This window comes from Microbulbifer sp. TYP-18 (assembly GCF_040932045.1).
In the GTDB taxonomy this organism is placed as follows: domain Bacteria; phylum Pseudomonadota; class Gammaproteobacteria; order Pseudomonadales; family Cellvibrionaceae; genus Microbulbifer.
Map to the genome: position 1 here is coordinate 76,803 of NZ_JBFRBC010000004.1, position 18,340 is coordinate 95,142.

At 45.7% G+C, this 18,340-nt stretch carries 13 protein-coding genes; 1 reads left to right on the forward strand and 12 read right to left on the reverse strand.

Translation table 11 applies throughout. The features are described from left to right. Window positions 1-62 precede the first annotated feature (62 nt). Window positions 63-452, forward strand: coding sequence for a hypothetical protein (locus tag ABVT36_RS06185; protein WP_368455772.1), 390 nt, complete (start codon window positions 63-65; stop codon window positions 450-452). 61 nt (window positions 453-513) lie between these two features. On the opposite strand, the gene ABVT36_RS06190 is transcribed toward ABVT36_RS06185, so the two are convergent. The 12 genes from ABVT36_RS06190 to ABVT36_RS06245 form a co-directional block, all read right to left on the reverse strand. Continuing rightward, on the reverse strand, window positions 514-1,326 hold the full coding sequence (locus ABVT36_RS06190; protein ID WP_368455773.1) for an outer membrane lipoprotein-sorting protein: 813 nt from the start codon (window positions 1,324-1,326) through the stop codon (window positions 514-516). Continuing rightward, complete coding sequence (locus ABVT36_RS06195; RefSeq protein ID WP_368455774.1) at window positions 1,277-3,619, reverse strand: RND family transporter; 2,343 nt, start codon at window positions 3,617-3,619, stop codon at window positions 1,277-1,279. The genes ABVT36_RS06190 and ABVT36_RS06195 overlap by 50 nt, the downstream gene beginning before the upstream one ends. A 14-nt stretch (window positions 3,620-3,633) precedes the next feature. Next, window positions 3,634-4,539 (reverse strand): hypothetical protein, encoded by a 906-nt coding sequence (locus tag ABVT36_RS06200; protein WP_368455775.1) that lies wholly within the window; start codon window positions 4,537-4,539, stop codon window positions 3,634-3,636. A 307-nt stretch (window positions 4,540-4,846) separates the two neighbouring features. Beyond that, entirely contained in the window at window positions 4,847-5,464 is a 618-nt protein-coding gene (locus tag ABVT36_RS06205; RefSeq protein ID WP_368455776.1) for a hypothetical protein, read from the reverse strand. 22 nt (window positions 5,465-5,486) lie between these two features. Continuing rightward, window positions 5,487-6,650 (reverse strand): molybdopterin-synthase adenylyltransferase MoeB, encoded by a 1,164-nt coding sequence (gene moeB / locus ABVT36_RS06210; RefSeq protein WP_368455777.1) that lies wholly within the window; start codon window positions 6,648-6,650, stop codon window positions 5,487-5,489. Window positions 6,651-6,721: 71 nt separating this feature from the next. Next, window positions 6,722-7,183 (reverse strand): hypothetical protein, encoded by a 462-nt coding sequence (locus tag ABVT36_RS06215; RefSeq protein ID WP_368455778.1) that lies wholly within the window; start codon window positions 7,181-7,183, stop codon window positions 6,722-6,724. A 2-nt stretch (window positions 7,184-7,185) separates the two neighbouring features. Continuing rightward, on the reverse strand, window positions 7,186-7,467 hold the full coding sequence (locus tag ABVT36_RS06220; RefSeq protein ID WP_368455779.1) for a hypothetical protein: 282 nt from the start codon (window positions 7,465-7,467) through the stop codon (window positions 7,186-7,188). Between the two features lie 86 nt (window positions 7,468-7,553). Further along, window positions 7,554-8,003, reverse strand: coding sequence for an acyl-CoA thioesterase (locus tag ABVT36_RS06225; protein WP_368455781.1), 450 nt, complete (start codon window positions 8,001-8,003; stop codon window positions 7,554-7,556). Beyond that, a complete protein-coding gene (locus ABVT36_RS06230) occupies window positions 7,990-13,722 on the reverse strand; it encodes an SDR family NAD(P)-dependent oxidoreductase (RefSeq protein ID WP_368455782.1) in 5,733 nt (1,910 codons plus the stop codon). Before ABVT36_RS06230 ends, ABVT36_RS06225 begins: the two co-directional genes overlap by 14 nt. 57 nt (window positions 13,723-13,779) lie before the next feature. Further along, the gene (locus ABVT36_RS06235; RefSeq protein ID WP_367151321.1) at window positions 13,780-14,706 is read right to left on the reverse strand and encodes a hypothetical protein; all 927 of its coding nucleotides are present in this window, start codon (window positions 14,704-14,706) and stop codon (window positions 13,780-13,782) included. A gap of 20 nt (window positions 14,707-14,726) precedes the next feature. Further along, a complete protein-coding gene (locus ABVT36_RS06240; protein WP_368455783.1) occupies window positions 14,727-16,670 on the reverse strand; it encodes a CRTAC1 family protein in 1,944 nt (647 codons plus the stop codon). An 8-nt stretch (window positions 16,671-16,678) separates the two neighbouring features. Then, on the reverse strand, window positions 16,679-17,719 hold the full coding sequence (locus ABVT36_RS06245) for a DUF1702 family protein (protein ID WP_368455784.1): 1,041 nt from the start codon (window positions 17,717-17,719) through the stop codon (window positions 16,679-16,681). Between the last annotated feature and the right edge of the window lie 621 nt (window positions 17,720-18,340).

Below are 18,340 nucleotides of genomic sequence, written 5' to 3' on the forward strand. Positions count from 1 at the left end.
CTGTTTTATTTTATTGTAAAGCCCGCTAAACTACTGCAAAATCATAAAAGGACCTCATTATTATGTTAAACAAAACCCGTCTTAGTCTTTTCTTATCTTCTATGATTGTATGCTTTATTGTTATGCGTACATATCTGTACTTTTCTCCTGGGACGAATCTTGACATAGGTCCATACAACATCCATCACCTCTATACCGGATTAGTTTTGATGGTCATTGCCTGTGTGCCTCTAATAATCTTGCAGGGGTATGACAAGCTTCTCAATTTTGCAACAATATTATTTGGAATCGGCCTATGCCTGGCACTGGACGAGTGGGTTTACCTCATCGCCACTGGCGGTTCCGATGCCGAGTATCTTCTCCCCGTATCATTCTGGGGGGCGGTTGTTGTAATCGGTTTAACCTGCATATATACACTATTTGTTTCCTACTTAGCTAAAAGCAAGGTCTAGCACTTTGTTTCCTGCTCCAGCCTTGACTGGAGCAGGACATACTGCTCCACAAGTAAAATTACTAGCCTCGGTTACGTCTCAATGCATTGCGATCAAAGTCCCTATCAGTAAACCCGTTCTCGAATTTATAATCAGTCATTATCAATGATGTTTTTTTTCCAGTTTGAATATTTTCCATGTGCATTTTATCGGGACGCCAAAACCTATTCAGATATTTCTTGTAGCCTTCGAAATTCAACACCTTTAATAGACTGTCCTTACGGTCGTAGTAGTCTAAGCGTAATGGCTGGTACATAATTTTGTCGAGCCATACTACCTGGCGAGAATAGCCGGAATATTCGTAGGCAGGTTGGCGCTCGATTACAAACGCTTCTCGCTCGCCAACGAATTCATCCCTGAGCCATTTATAGGTGTACCTTTCCAGCTCTTGTGATGTCATATCTTCGTATGCGAATTCGCTCCCCACAAAGGGACCGGATTTGTAAGCGGACGAAATTCGTTTAATTCTTTTCAACGCAGGCAAATATAGCCACTGGTCGTCTGGATCTAACGAATGGGTATAACTTAAAAATGAAGTCCCTTTAATGTCCTTTGGGTAATGGAAGGTAGTAAGTGTTTTATCACCGTCATTTTCTACTTCCAACCGTCTAATATTAAGCGATCGCGTACTACTTTCACCCCGCCTATTGGAAAGTATCATTTCCATTTCTACATGTTGATCTATCCAACCTGAATCTTTACGAATCATTTCACTGGCAATTTCAAATCCTTTAATTACTGGGTCAGTGGATTCAACTTGCTCACTTTGCGCTCCTAAAGAACCGTTATACAGTCCCAGGCACAGGATCACCATGATCAGAAACGGTATTTTCACTCTTTCTTTCCTCAATTTTCATAAGTATCGCAGGTAACAATAGCAAATCCGCAAGGAGTGCAAACACGATAACAATAGCAGTTAAAAGTCCCATACCGGAATTCAAATAAAAACTTGATGTAGCTAGTATTGAAAAGCCAATCACCAGTAAAAATGAAGTTATAATTAATGCCGGACCCACCATTTTAAAAGCGTAGCGAATAGCATCTTCACTATTAAAATTCTGTTCGCGCCTGGCTCGCAGGTATTTACTTAGGAAATGCACGGTATCATCTACCACTATCCCCATGGTAATAGCCATTACGACTGAGAGGCTTAGTCCAATCTGTCCAACTAATATACCCCATAAACCGAAACCCATAGCGGCGGGAACAAGGTTTGGAATAAGACTGATAAGTCCAATTTTTACGGATCGAAAAGCGAGCATTAACAAAAAAGAAATAATTAATAATGCTACCGTTGTGCCTAAAAGCATACTCTTGATGTTGCGCATCCCGAGCTTTGCAAAAACAACATTCGTACCTGTAGCTTGGGTAATTTTTAAATTTGAAGTATTTTTTCCAAGCCAGTCATTTGCTCTTTTCTCCAATGCTAATAGCTGTTTTGATGACAGAGTCTTTACTGATACCGTCATACGTGTAGATGATTTATCGACATTTAACTGATTATTAAGGTCTAGTCCATATGGGAGTGACATCTCAAACAACAAGATATATTGTGCTGCCATGTCCCTATCCCCAGGTATCCTATATTCATTTGGATTATCTCCATGCATATTTTTATTTAAGCGTTTTAAAATATCGGTAATACTGCTAACGTGAATTGTCTCTGGCTGCTGCCGAAACCACTGAGAGAATGCCTCCAGTTCAGATAAAAACCTGGGATTGTGAATACCACCAGATTCTCCAGACTCTACGGAATAGCCCAGATAGTACAACCCAGTGAGATTTTTAGTGGTATAATCACTATCTACTCTAAATTGAATCGAATCATCAAAATAATGTAAGAAAGTATCATTTAGTTCATTACGGGGAATATTTCCAATAAGTAGAACTACAATCATCGTTGTAGTCCATAATAAACTCACCCTGCGACGTACAACCAGGTCTGCTAATTTTTCAATTAAGTGTGCTCCCCTACCCTCACCTGTTTGAACTCTAAGGGGGAATAAGCTCATCATGGCCGGTAGAAGACACAGAGACATATAGCAGGAGGCTAGCACACCGACCCCTACTATTGTTCCCAGGTGATTAAAAGGCGGTACATCCGAGAAGTTCATCGACAAAAATCCAATCGCGGTAGTTACACAAGCCAGCAGGATAGGTTGCGCATTAATGCGCACACTTTCCTGCAACGCCTTTTCCCTGACCAAACCTCTACGCATAGCAAAGTTTATGGATCCAAGAATGTGCACGCAGTTGGCGATTGCAACTGTCAAAATAATCGATGGAGATAGTGCCGAGGGTGGTGACAGTGGAAATCCTAGATGGCCAGCGGTTCCCATTGCCACCACGATTGATGAAACAATAACCAAAAAAGTTGATAATGTCCCCCAAAAACGGCCTACTATAACGGCCAGCAGGATAAGCATGATTGCAAAACTAAGTGGGACCAGCTTTTTCATATCCCGCTGTGATGATTCTGGAAATGCATTGTTTAACAACAGAGTTCCTGTCAAGTAAACCTCTACATCAGGCCTTTCCTTTCGTATTTCATCCGCCATGGATCTGGCAAACTTCACTGCTGCAGGGATTTCTTCAATTTCATTTTTCCTTGGCATCTGCACGGTTATATTTATTCCCGTAACCGCCGCATCCTCAGAAATTAGCCGCTTGAATAGCAGTGGCTCATCCAGAGCGATCTCCTGGATTTTGCGCAGAGACTGTTCGTCCAGAGCCTGGCCTTTTTTCACCAAATCATGAACGCTAAGGTCATCACCATTTGCATAGCTATGCTGAAAATTGGTAATTGAATCGACACGGGTCGAGAAAGGTACTCCCCAGGCTTTGTCTGTGAACCTACTAATCAGCTTCAGATTATCTTTTGTAAAAATCTGCCTGTCATCCGGAGCCAGTACTATCAATATATTATCATCTTTCGTGTAAGTATTCTCCAGTGCTTCATAGGCCAATCGATTTGGATTATCTTCGCTGAAAAATACGCGAAAATTATTCGTGAAGTATAAGTTTTTTATGCCACTCGCTGCTGTTAGAATTATTATTAGCGCCACTACTATTACCAACCAGCGCTTTTGTACAACCCAAACTGCAAGGCGGTTTTCCCACTTTTCCATTATCCTCAGCCTACCTAATTCGATGACACAGTTTGGACAATACTATTTTTATGTAATGTTCTGCTTAATGTCCTGTAGGCACCGTATGCAAGAGCGATTACTAGTAGCGTAAAAGTTATATATGAAACCATGTAAAAATTTCTTGTATGCTCTCCAGGGTATGCCTGTAGCATCGACCAGCCGATACACCCGGAATAGAAATAAATCCAATAAGTTATTCTCTTAAAGCAAGTTTCGCTATTATGAAATTTTGAAATAACCCAATAGGCTATACTCAAGAAAGATAGCCCATACAATGCAATTACATGGGGTAACAGGATACGTCCTGCCTCTCCGGCAACATATAGATTGGCATCAGTACGTCCAAGATAAAATAATAAATAGACAACATTGGCTATAATGGTAAAGCCTAGCACGTTGCCTATACTAAAGAAGACCAGTCCCGCCCTAATAGCCCTTGCCAGCGCCGGAGATATAGACATAGATAGCGATTTATAACTTTGAAAAGTTATAACGAGTGCGCCTATACAAGCCAAAACCGCAAACAATATGATTAGCCTGGCTATAATGGCATTGAAAGTACCTGTCAACCAATTGAAATGCGACATGGTCCCGCGCAGTTGCTGCATAAACACAAAGACCAGTGTCAATGTTACCGCCCAGCCGATAAAGCCCACAGTAACTAGAGATCTCCTCCTCCATACGGGCAAATAGCTCAATAACCAGGCAATATTAATCTGTATCATGCTGAAACTGATAGAAAAAAGAATTGGTTTCCGCCAGGATACAGTACCTGTAAGAGGACCTCCCTGCACCGCAAAAAGAACAATGCTAACAGCACCAATAATCAAACCGAATATAGCGGACAAGTAGAGAAACTTTTGATCCTTCTCCAAACCTCTCCAATACTGATTATTCATCTCTATAGCTCAATGTTAGTTAACTGATGTAGTCGCATCTATTTTTAGCGATAATCCATAAATTTCGCAGATATCAAAATTTAACTTAAACCTACCATGTATTTTCTGAATAGTATAAATTCATTAATTTTATACAAATTACGGATAAAGACGTACGACTCATATCCATATAATATATTTTATCTATAGATTTTCTGATTATCCGCAACCTGCCAGACCTAGTAAATTACGTAATTAATTTGGTACTGAAGATATATTTCTACGTTCGCTCTCAGTACCAAATTAAAGGTTAATTCTTGACTTTATTTTATCCAGGATATTGCCAGGGGAAATAGCTGCTCCAAATCAACATACCGATTAAAGGAAGACCAGCGAACAGAAGACCCGCGCAAATTATCTTTGCCCCCCAGGATGGTAGAGACTCTCCATTGGCGCTATATCTTTCTGTAGCATCGTTGACTTCAACACCAAAAAGAATATTTAGTGGTCTTTGCACTAACATGTATATAATGGACATAACCAATGCAGCTCCAATGGGTGCTACAAATTGTCGATCGGCCGGTAAATTATAAAGTTCGGTTGGCATTTCATGTACAATCAAGCCATAAGTTGCAAAGAAAAATCCCAGGGCGGCGCCACCTAGCCCGTAGCGAACTATCCTGGAGAAACGGTGTGTGCTATACATGCTGCTAATCCACAAAAACAGCATATTCCATATACCGAAGTACAAAGCTGGAACAATCAGCATATTTTCTATAATGAGTGGACGGATAACTCCATTTGGATTGGTTAAGTCTATTGGATGCAAGCGGTGCATTTGCCCAAAGACAAACAAAGGTAAAAACATAACCGGATAACTACTGCCCGCGATAAACGCCTTAAGATGGTTTATGCTACTCACGCGAGTCAAAGAAAAATCACTCATTGCCTACTCCTCATTGTTATTTTTACAGTGCACAGGCAGCTGATTGCACTTCCACGTAATCGGGAAAATCTTCAGCAGTGCTTTTACACCAGCGACACTCCAGATTAGCCTCTATCGGCAGTTTTTTAAAAGTCATGCGCAGAGCATTGATACTCAACACGTGGCCGAGCAATGGCTCCCCTATTCCAAGTAACCACTTCACCGTTTCCGTGGCCATCAAGCACCCTACCACACCAGGAACAACCCCTAAAACTCCTGCTTCGCTGCAGGAGGGAGCCAATTCCGGTGGTGGTGGTTCCGGATACAGGCACCGATAGCAGGGCGTAGAAGGATTGGTATCCGGTGCAAATATCGACACCAATCCTTCGAAACGGTACACTGATCCATGTATATTGGGTATTTTCAATTTGGTGCAGGCATCGGCTATTAAATAGCGCGTATTGAAGTTGTCTGTACCATCGATAATGACATCGTAACCATCAAATATCTCTTCGACATTATCGCCGTTGAGTCGCTTTTCAATAGCAATAATCTCTATATCCGCGTTCATCCCCTGTAATCGGTTTAGGCTCGCTTGCACTTTTGCATTATCCAGGTCATCCTCTGTATACATGACCTGACGCTGCAAATTGCTCAACTCCACCTTATCGTCGTCAATCATAGCCAAGGTGCCGACACCCGCTGCCGCCAGGTATAAAGCCACCGGGCTGCCCAGACCACCAGCACCGACAATCAGTACCCGGCTATCCTTTAATTTCAATTGCCCCTCTAGACTTACTTCTGGCATCAATAGATGACGCGCGTAACGTGATTGCTCCCGACTTGCCAAAATGCGGGGTTGGCAGCTGGGTAAATCCGACGCTTTCCAGGCGTCAAATCCGCCTGCAAGGGAAACAACATCCGGGTAACCCATTTCCTGCAGTTGATGTGCGGCTATGAGGGATCGCTTACCCGAGGCGCACATCAGTATGATTGTATCCTCAGGCTGGGCATGTTGAGAGATCTGTAGCTCCAGAAATGCCCTAGCTATGTGTTTTGCGCCCTGCGCCGTACCGGATTCTATTTCCCGATCTTCGCGTATATCAAATAATTTTGATGTACCTTCACTAACCAACTCCAAAGCAGTTGTAGGTGCAATTTCCTTTACAGATGTCTGTAGCTTTTTAAAAAAATCGTTTGTAGACATAGGCGCTTGTCCCTAACAATTATTACAATGGCAACTCGGTCAAAAAATTTTCTTTGCCGATTTAGCTAACACTATATATCCATATACAGCATCACCATTGCCACTGTATTGAGCAGTCCACAGGCAAAAATAGCATAGGCCCTGTACATATAATATCGATAAATTGTCCAAGCTTCGCCACTGGAAGAAACCTGTAATTTTGGCCAGCTGGAAAAGGTTCCATACAGGGTAAATCCAATCATTATCGATAAAGCAAAAGTTCTCAATCCCAAAAATAATATTTCTGTATTTCCTTCAGGGGGATGCATAATTGCCAGGCCGGTACTGGTTGTGATCTGCAAAAATATGGCCAGGTAAACCCAAAAAAATACATTTGATCCCTGCCCGACTACAAATAGGAAGGGAAATTTCCCATTTTTAGCCATGGCTTTGATCGCGGGCCAATCTATAATTGACCCCATAAATACCGCTCCCACCCACATTGCGTTACTTACGGCGTGGACACTCAGTAGAAAAATGTAAAAATCCTGCATTCTCAACCACCTGCATTCGACATTAATACCGTTAGTTCATCGCCGTCCTTTATGGGGGCTGACAATCCACCCTGCTGTTTAACGTCCTTCTCTCCCAAAAACATCCTTAAAAAAGGGCGCAAATCACCATCATCGATCATACGCTCGCTGATATCACTGGAAGGCGAATGATCATCCAGTGTGCGGAAAAGATCCATTAAAGTATCTCCCTCCACATCAACTTCGAAAATACCGGGCATAAACTTTTGCAATGCGGAAGGAAAATTAAGCTTTATACTTTTCATCTATATAATCCTCTTAGGGAATCAAGTTATGAAATAATAATTTCATCGCTCGCCATACTCGTCACTATATCTAGTTAAAAATATTATTATTTTTCGATCATATCATAGCTATCTATTGTGTCGAGCATAGAGTCCGGGAATGGAACCGCTCTGACTTTCCCATTAATTTCCTGCATGGCCGCTGTGCCTTGTGAACCCACGCATACGAGTTTTCTTTCACCACTATTGTCTTCTTTGTAATAGCGAAACTGGAGCATCATTTTTTCGGCTCCCAAGACACCTATATTCATATGCATCACCACTTTGTCAAATGCGTACAATTGATCCAGGTATTGACACGAAACGTCCAGCGTAATCAACTTCAATCCACTATTAATTTTTTCCAGTACATCCGGGCAATATTCCTGAATGAACATTTCCCGGCAGCTTCCCTGCCAGACAACAAAATTTGCAAAGTAAATATTTCCAACCACATTGGTCTGTTCAAATGTGGTAATAAAACTGTGCTCAAAAAATGCACCGTCATTGGTTCTCACAATAGGCATATTCCAGTTCCTCCTCTTTACACGCACCACTTAGTACGAGGTATTTATCCCTACTGTTCAGTGGAATTAAGCTTATCCAATATTGTTCTCCACGAGCGCTGACCAGTGCCCAACCTCTATTAGCGGAAACGAGTTTGGCGCTCTTCAACTCAGGCAAGAGCCGCCTTACCTCGGTCCAGACCTCGGCTCCACCAGCGTCATTCGCCTCAAACCAAACTTTAAGCAGCCCTTGGGTCAACTGTGGATCAATATTAATCACCCGGGAATTACAATTCAGCGGAATTGAATTCGCCGATAACGCGAATTCATGCTCTTTATCTGCCACCAGCGCAATGGTGTCCACAACACTGTACTGATTCAGTGTCTCGCCCAACCGGTGACCGATATAAGCCGGCAGTAGATCCTGATGCAGAGTCTGATATACCTGGGCTCCGGATACAGGAGTCAAAGTCAATCCCTGCCAATATTGCAGCAACTGACCATGAGCATCCCGTAACTTAGCGTTGACCAAAAAGCCATCTTTCCAACGCCGCATTTGTTCGGTTTCAATATAGTAAGGAGTCGCATCACTCTCAGTGATATAGGAGATTGACTCTACACTGGACGGCAAAATACTCTCGTGCGGTATCGCCGCCTGATGAGCATGAATCACAGCGTCGTTGATTCCAATGTCTCCCAACACAAGATCCAGTGAATATTGGCTGCTCCAGGCAGTTTCTTGCTGCCTTTCGACCTTGGCCTGTACGCCAAGATGTGTGATTTTTTGAAAGCTATCGATACAGCGAAACTGACCGGTATGGAACAATAGTGGCTCGTATACATCCGCAACGGGATTTATAGCCAGATTTTCCCCGCCATCCTGAAAAGGTGGAAACTCCTGTCGCACCTGGGCGCTGAGTAATAACCGGGCTTCATAACAGTGGCTGTTAAAACGGTTTTCTCCGCTTTGCACACTGCCCCATAACTGGTTGTTACTGAGCCGAACAACGCTGACACGTATACGCCCGGCTCCCTGCTTCGGAATCAAGACCGGTTCACGGATGTTCAAGTCCTGAATGGTTTGGATTTTTGCCCCTGGTACCAATGCACTGGCCACTTGAGCCATAGCCTCGAGGGCAATGACCGTCGGCAATACGCACTGACCACGGTAAACGTGATCTTTTAAGTAGGGGTCCCGCTCGAAGGAAAGCTCACTGTCCGCTACCAGTTCCACTCCGGCATGGTAGTGTTGAACATATTGCAGGAAACGATGGGATGGCAGTCGGTTGGAGGCAAATTTAAGGGTTGGCAACCCAGCGTATCGCCCGCAAACCAGCGTGCGCAGTGGAATAGGATGCTGTTGTCTCAGCAGCGCATCGAGTATGTCCAGCCCGGTTTCCACTGGGATTGATGACACGCCGATGGCCGATAATTGTCTCTCCATACCATCGGCACTGCCCATACCGATCTCTGACCATACAGACCATTCGAGCACATGGCAGCGGGTCTCCGGGTGGCGGGCCCCGTAGGCTCCAATCAGTTCCGCCATCTCTTCGTTGGCCTGAGCATAGTCGGCGTTGCCGTGCATGCCGCTTTCCGCAATGATGGAGCCATAGCCCACCAATAGCTTCAAGGCCGGCAACTGTTTAAGCAGGTTTGCCAACCCCACCACTTTTGGCCCAGCCGTGGTGTCAAAATCTTCCTGCTTGAGTTCACCCAGGACTTTTGGCTGGTTGATGCCCGCAGCATGGAGGACAGCGGAAATTTGGCCCCCCTCCTTTTGAACAAGGTCTATTGCCCCTGCCAGTGCCTGGGTGTCGCCGACATCCACGGATACGTAGCTGGCTCTGATTCCCTCTTGAGACAACGTTTGTATACGTTTGCTGAGTTCCGTATCTTGCGACAGGCTTCTCCGCCCCAGCAGGACAATAGATGCGCCCGTGGTTTTCGCCAAGTGGCAGGCAGATGCATAGCCCAGCCCGGAACTACCACCGGTTACCAGGAGCCTGTCTTGCGGGGTGAGTATCGAGGGCGCCGCCTCTCCATCCAGTTGGATCCGCTGCCACTGCATCTGCGAGCGCCCGGAATCGCTGTCATACTCTATCTCATGCCAACCTGCCCCCAGAGATGCCTCCACCAGAGACCGGTCTACCCAGCGCGTATCGATGTTGGGAATGCGCAGATAGCACACGGGTATGTGACTGTTCTCGAGGTGCCAGGTGCGCCAAAGGGGTGCCATATTTGGCGCATTTCCCGGCTGTATTACAACTACACAATGCAGTTCCCGCTTGGACAGTTCAACCAGTTCATTCAGCATTGCGTCATTGACAGCACTGCCTTCAGACAGCCCGTAAAATGCAAGTTTACCCACCTGGGCTGCAGGATCTTTGCCCCGCTTATCCAAGATCTGGCGCCACTGGGGCAGTATTGTCCCAAAGTAAGTCCAGTCATTTATGGCTTCCTGCCGGGAAACCAAATCCATCGGCGGCAACTGTTTTTTAACCGCTTCAAAACAGTGCACCCAGTTGGGTAATGCCTCCAGGTCTACATCTGCAGTGGAGTCTAGGGCCCGGGCATCGCCAGCGCTGTCGGCAATCAGTTGTGCCAGTTCTCTCAAGCGACCGTCGGTGTTGGCCAGCAGGGCTGCAGTGGAATAAGCTTTGTGTTCCTTGCCAAAGTGCTTGACAATTTTTGAAACCACTTCTGCAACGGCAAGGGAATTTATATGCAGATCAGATAAAATCTTGTCGTCATCCTGAATGGAAGCCACAGGAATTTCCAGGCGCTCACTGATTAGCTCCTTGGTATACGCCAGTATCGCCGTGGGATTACCGCCATTACTGGCACCGTCACCCTGTGAAACATGTTCGCTCGAGCTGGCCTGCTTACTGGCCGCTTCCATGGCCTTGGCTTCGCGTTCCTGCAACCACGCCTCATAACTCTCATCGTCGGTAATCAGTTCGCAGGGACTGGTAAGAAAATCAAATGACCAATCCCAGTCGATGGCATTATTTTTTAAATTGAGCTGGCCAAATTCGCTTGGGCCAATCTTTCCACTGGTAAATTTCAGGGCCAACAAACTCAGCAATGGAAAGGTGGACTTTCCGCCTATATCTATAGAAATTACTGGTTTAGCACTATAATTTTTCAGGGTACTGGCCAGCGTATGTCCAGGCCCCACCTCTACAAACAGATCGATCTCCGGTTGCGCCAGCGTGACTGCCTGATAAAATTGCACTGGATCGCAAACCTGTTTTACCAATAGTGAGCGCCATGCAGTCGCTTCATTGACAGTATTCCCCGATATCGTGGATATAACCCGCTTGGCAGGATTTTGTAAATCCAGCTCTGACAAATAGTCAGCAAGTGGTTTATCGACCGCTTTCATCATTCTGGAGTGAAAGCCATGCGAAACCGGAAGAAGCGTACAGAAATGATCGGTTTTAATACGCTCCTGTAAGGCTTTTAATTTATCGACAGCACCGGCGAGCACCGTATCTTCAGGTCCGTTATAGCACGCAACCTCGACATCGAATTCCTGTGCCAGATTCAAAGCCAATTCACTGGGGGCATGCAAAGCCAGCATAGCGCCACCGGCTTCACCGCGGGCACTCATCAAAGAGCCGCGTTTCGCGGCCAGGGAAACCGTATCTTTGCTGTCCAGACATCCGGACCAGCACATTGCCACCAACTCACCAACACTGTGTCCGATAGCCAACTCGGCCTGGATTCCAAATTTTTCCAATACCTGCAACGCGTTCAAGCTGCCACTGACGACCGCCGGTTGAGCAATCGCCGTGTCAACGGGACTACTACGGGCTCCCCGTTTATTTAATGAAGTGAAGAGCTCCTCATTGTCGAGAAAACGTTTATAAGCACCGCTATCCGGATAAACAGGAGCACCCTGCCCCGGGAAAAGCAGACCAATGCGAGCTTCCCCTCCACTCTTGCCATAAGCTATACCCTGTTCAGGATCAAAATAGCTGTCGACGCCGCTGTCAATTTTTTCAATCAGACTCAATATTTTTTTACTGAGCGCGATGCCATTTTTGGCACCATTTTCGATTACAAGCGCAGCTCTGTGCTTACACTTTTTATCAATTACTTCAGGTCTTCCACACAAATAAGAGGACAGGTCTGTAAGCTCGGAATTTGATGCCTGCCAAGCGAAGCTCTTGAGCTTCTCCAATTGTTCCAACAATGCAGCTCTATTGGTTCCAGCTACGGGAAAAAGATTTGCATCCTGCCAGGTACTATCGATACTGGGATTATCAGTCAGAAAACCCAGATTCCTTAGAGCAGTAAGCCCCAGGGTTGAATCTGAATCACTGTCTCCAGCCTCGAGAGTCAAGTGGGTGTTGATGCCCCCGAATCCCATGGAAGAAACACCTGCACGGTAAGGTTCAGAGCCTTCATAGGCCAGAAGCCGGTCGGATCGCTTCAATAACAGGGGATTGTCTTTAAGCAGGGGGTGCAGCGTATCAGTGGGAATGCCGGGAGGGAGGATTCTGTGCTTCAATACCAGCGCCGCTTTAATCACACCCGCGATCCCCGCAGCGCCCTTGGCATGGCCAATCAGGTGCTTTACCGAACCGATATAAGCGGCTTCGTTTCGATCAGTCTTTCGCAACAGGCTTAACACAGCCCGCAATTCAGCTTCATCGCCCACCGCTGTACCGGTGCCATGTCCTTCAAAGTAGCTCACTGTCCCGGCGTTATAGGGGGACTTTTCATAAGCGCGATTCAGAGCCAGAGCCTGGGTTTCAGCCTTAGGTCGGATAATTGCACCGCCACCATCCGAGGACACCCCCCAACCCTGTATTGTGGCGTAAATATTACAGCCGAGCCGGCGTGCCTTCTCCTCAGACATGACCACTATCATTCCGCAGCCCTCGCCGGGCCAGAACCCCTGACTGTGCTGATCAAAGATCCGCATTTGTTCGGGAGCCAGCGCACCGGTTCGGGAAAAGCCAATGATTTCAAACGGGTCGATACTCAAATCCACACCACCGACGATTACTGCATCAAATCCTCCGGCCTGTAGTGCGTCACAGGCCTGGGTAACGGCGAGCAACGAGGAAGAGCAGGCGCCATCGACAGTGAAACCACCGCCATTGAAATCAAAGTAGTTGCAGATACGCCCGGCAATTGTATTGGCTAGCCCCCCCGCCAAACTATCCGCGTCCGGCTCTGGAAAGGGACTCTTGTACAGCATCTCGAGGTCATGCATGAAATGGTGTTTGGCTTCTATCCCCAACCCCAAATCCTGCTGTTCCCAGATTTGACTCACGACACGCGCAACATAGGGCCATCGCAAACGCATGTTATTGGCACGGGTAAATTCACCGGCTAGTGAGTTCCCCACTACAACACCTACACGCTCCTTGTTCAGGCCAATGCCATTGGGAAAGCCAGCATCGTCCAGGGCACCGTTGGCCACATCCAGAGCCAGCCAGTGTGTCATATCTGTTTGCCGAAAAGTTGACTCAGCAATTCGATAACTCAGCCGATCAAATGTATATTGATTGAGCACCGCAGCCTGGGTTGAATAAGTATGATCTTTAGCGCTTCTGTCAGAATTGTGGTAGTCGTCCAGATTAAGACGCTGTTCTGGAACACGCCGAAATTGTTGGCGCAGATTCAATACAGTATCTAAAAAATCCTTTTTATTGTGTATACCCGCATATCGGCAGTCAATCCCAACAATAGCTACTGAGCTATGTTCTCTCACCTTGTCTTCTCCTATAAACCCGCAAGACAATTTTTAGTTTTATAGTGCAAACATCAATCAGGACGAAGGTACTGCGCTACCTGTTAGATTGGTTTGCGTCCTCTGTCGCTCCAGCCACAGGCTGGTCATGATATACAAACCACGTGATCCGGTAACGATGGTTACGGCAAAAAATATGGCAAAAACAACATGGAAATACATCAATATTCCATACACCATGGCGATAGAAAAACCAAACGCAATTTGCGCCATAAGCTTGCTAGGCGAAGTCATTGGATCGGTAATCATGTAGAAAGTAAAAAGTACGAATGCAGGCGCTGTAACCATAGTAATTTCAGCTGCCATCTGTACGGGGTATAATTGACCGCGCAGGAAGGCCTGAAGGAAAAAACCTGCCACCCAAGCCAATATGATCGCCATGCGTTTGGTAAGAAACAAGTTCATTCGCATACCCAACAATGCAATAACGATCAGGACCAACCAATCCCAAAATCCACTGTAGGTCTCAGTGAATTGATATACAATAATATTTGCCCATGGGGCTGCCAAAAAGATTACTGCTATACCGAAGTTAGATGGATTGAAAAAATGTTGATAACGCTCACCATTTTTAAATCGAAAAACATGTTTTGAACCAATCGCCAGGACTACTGCAAATACCATCATCAGGAGGCTGTCATTTACATATATCAGGAAGGATATAGTGATCGCCGTCATGTGGGGGGCCAACATGAAAAAAACAAAGCCATTCCAGCCGTTGCCCAGATAGCGTGGGCGTCTCTTCAAGCACTTAGCATCAATATATTCAAATAAAATAGCTGAAGAATATCCCGCCAACAGCGCGACCACCATCTGCATCAAAGATTGCTCAAAGCCTAAAAAAGCGTGACCAAAAATCGTCAACACAGTAGCCAGGCTTGCGCTATTGATTAACGCCATCTTCAGGTTTGGCGGACCCACAAATAAATCTTTAATTATGCTCACAGTATCCATCCTTAATCCGTTCAAAAATCTGTATTTGCGGCGTACTGGTCCTGGTTGCCCAGTAAAATAGTATGCTGTCCGACTGGCAACTTACCTTCCCAGTTGTTCAATTTCCCAAGGCGATTGCGCCAGCGAATCTGTACACTCACCTCCTCATCTTCAGAAACGGCACCCAAACCAAAATGTACCGACTTACTGCGCGCACCCGCATGACCGTTGCCGCCATCGACAAAACCAATAAATTTTTCACCTTTCGGCCCGGTAACCGTGACTTCCGCGCCGACAGCCGGCGTACCCTCCCTCGCCAGAGGATGACGTGGAGAGGAAGAAAAGCCGCTATTGCTATCCAGGGGTAAAAGGAGGGAAAGACTCAAAAAACCGTTGTCATTGTTTGTTTCATTCAGTAGCAAATAATGATCTTCCCATTGGTTGCCAACGGCATAGTCCAGATCCCCATCTCCATCAATATCGGCAATCGCAAAGCCGCGACTCAGCCAGGGGCCAGCCACACCAAGTTCTTCACTGATATCTTCAAAGTGTCCTTCACTGGACATTACATAGAAGGGGTTTCCTTCATCCCCACTGATGTCTCCACCAATCATATTTGGCCAGGTTTTAGGGTCGCTCAGCAGTGGGTCCAGATTCATCGACCACTGGTGTAATTCCGGCCACTTATTGACCTTTCCACGGAAAAATCCTGTTGCCTGAAGCGCCTCGAGGACTCCATCATTGTCAAAATCCGCAAACTTTGTATCCCAGCCCCAGCCACTGTATGCGACTCCAAGGGAACTGGATTTTTCCACGAACGGAGCAATTCCTTTGTCTATTGCCGCTCTATCACCGGTATTCATCCATAAAAAATGCCCCTCTTCCAGCTTCCACTCACCGGCAATGTTACTGACAAATATATCGTAGTAACCATCGCGATTTACATCCCCAAAGTCCACACCCATTCCCTTGAAGGAGTCGTGCCCCAACACTTTTGATTTGGGTATGGAAAAGCCCTTTTTACCTGTCAGGCGCCTAAAACTTAGACTCCCGGGAGTAGACTCATTGAGGTACATGCCATCGGGACCGAAATCATTTGCGATATACAAATCACTGGCACCATCGCGGTTGATGTCGGCGGCACCTATAGCCAGAGTCCAGCGTTCATCGTCTCCTTCCGGCATCCCGGAATCCGTTTCCTTGAATTCCACATACGGCTCCGAACCACTGTTCGACTTTTGCCATAGAAAAATCCGGTTGCTACCGGCATTATCGGCATTCGAGAGGGAGTTGTGGAAGCTTGGGTAGTGTGTGCTGTTTGCGTTGTAAACACTATTTCCATCGGGGAAATAATTTCCCAAAATCACATCGATATGACCATCGTTGTCCAGGTCCGCGAGGGTTGCCGTCGATGTATACCAGTCCTGTACATCACCTGTTACCAGTTCCTGTTTGACAAACCTCTGCTCCAGGGGAAGATTTGTATCGCCTTTTTGCATTAATATTATCGGTGAGCGTCCGAAGAATATTGCGAGGATATCTGCCAGGCCATCCTCATTAAAGTCCCCCACTCGACAGCCACTGGGAAACGATGCCTCGCTGAAATCCCGATTGACAACCAGCAAGGTGGTAGGCGCAAAACGCTGATCCGTCGCCATTGCCGGTGCCACATAAAGGCTGCGAGTACGGGGATCAGTAATACATAAATCGTTTTCCAATCCGTCCAGGTCCAAATCAAGGGCTGCGATGCTGGCTCCGACCGTGGATATCCAGGGCTCTATGTGTTTTAAAGCCGGATTCACAGGCAGCCGGTCACCGGCCGGAATCCTGTTGTCCACAGGAACCGCAGATTGACGAAAGTCAAATCGTTCTATCAGCGCTTGCTTTTCCTCTGTGCTAACAGAAGGCAGCTGAACCAAGGCATACAAACCGATCCAGGAAATAATCACAAAAATGGCAACTACGCGGCTCATCATTACACTCCCTACTTCACATTGGCTATTTTTTTAACTTGTCTTTCCTGGGAAGCATAATCGCCTCCTCCCTCCGATAGCACTGTAGCCATACGTTCCAGCCAGACATCCCAACTTGATTTTTGTCCAATCTCTGCAGTACTTTCCAATCCCTCCATTGCTTTCACTGCAATTGCATGCAGTTGACTGGCACTGCTATTACTCAGGCAATTTGCGGCGAGGTCGTTATGCTCTACCGCATTGCCGGCACGAATTCTCGTATGGCAGGCAAGTGCCGCCCCAACCTGAAGCGCATTCTGATAGCGCTCTTCCCCCGCTATCGCGATTAATGAGGCAATTCCCGCTTCGTCAATACTGCCGGCATAGGCACAGGCCAGGCCAATACCACACCAGAGATCAGCGCGCACCGATTCAGGGTAATGCAGCAGACATTGCTCGAGAGAATGTGGATCCGCGCCGGAAATAAACCAAAGGGCACGACCGGCACCGGCGTAGTATTGGGCCATGTAAAGGTTATTCTGCACTGGTTTACCAGTAGTTTTAGAGGCAAATCCTCTGGGAAGATATTGCTCAAAAACGCTGGCCTGAGCCTTGAAATAGGTATGGTAGAAACCAATCCCATTTATAACCAGACTGCCGTATAGAGGGCTCAATCTGTCCATAAAACGTTTGTAGGGCAAGCCCACTGCACCCACAGCTAATCCAGCGCCAACACAGGCCATATAGCTGTGCGGTGCGCCTTCATTTTCGATAAAATCAAAAAACTCACTACTGCGAAAAAATTTAATGGCGTTGCGCAAAAACAGCCCCATCGCAAGGCCTTCGCTATAAAACCCGTTCAGTTCCGATCGCGTTGCTCTTAATGATTGTACCAGCTTCGATGAATAGCCCTCCTCTAGGGCGGTGTTATAGGCGCGAAGAACCGTTTTTGCGACCAGCTCCAGTCGATCTCTTGAACAGCTGTTCAAGTTAAAGCCCCGCCTGGTAAAATCTGCTTCACTCAACGGCTGCCCAAAAATTGCTTTAATAAAGATCCCGGAACTAATTAACATCAGTCATATCCATTCTTTTTATTTCTTTCTTGATTTCAATTTTTAGACTCAGCCCAACTTTATATCTGGCAAACAGCGCCCTGGCACAGGCTATAATTAGCCAGTCCGAGAGAGATGAAACTTTTATTTCAAGACTTTTGTAATAATTAGGTAAGTTGCGTTACATATTTTGAATATCTGCTAATTATAATTTTTCTCAAAATTGATAATTTTGAACATCTATATGTCAAAACAGTCCCATAATGGCTTATAGCTAATTTTTTATACCTTATAACCAAATTTTTATCTTCTATTTTTCATGTCAATAGTATCCATATAGGATCAAATTAAAAATACAATTCTTCTATCTTAAAAAATTCAAAGAAATATTTTAAGATTTTCAGTTATCTAACCAATCACAGACACTTAACAAGTAACAATTGATACTTTCCAAACGATATCCCAACCTAATTTATTTTTGGATAACACGTCCATGATTCTTTCATGTTCTTTCAGTTTCTTTCTTAAATTTTCAGGTTGCGCGATTTCTCCCGCACAGATAATTTGTACTAGCAAGCGGAAAAAAAATCTACATTTTTCTTTGTTTTATATTCGTTAACGAATAATTTTTTATTTATAAGA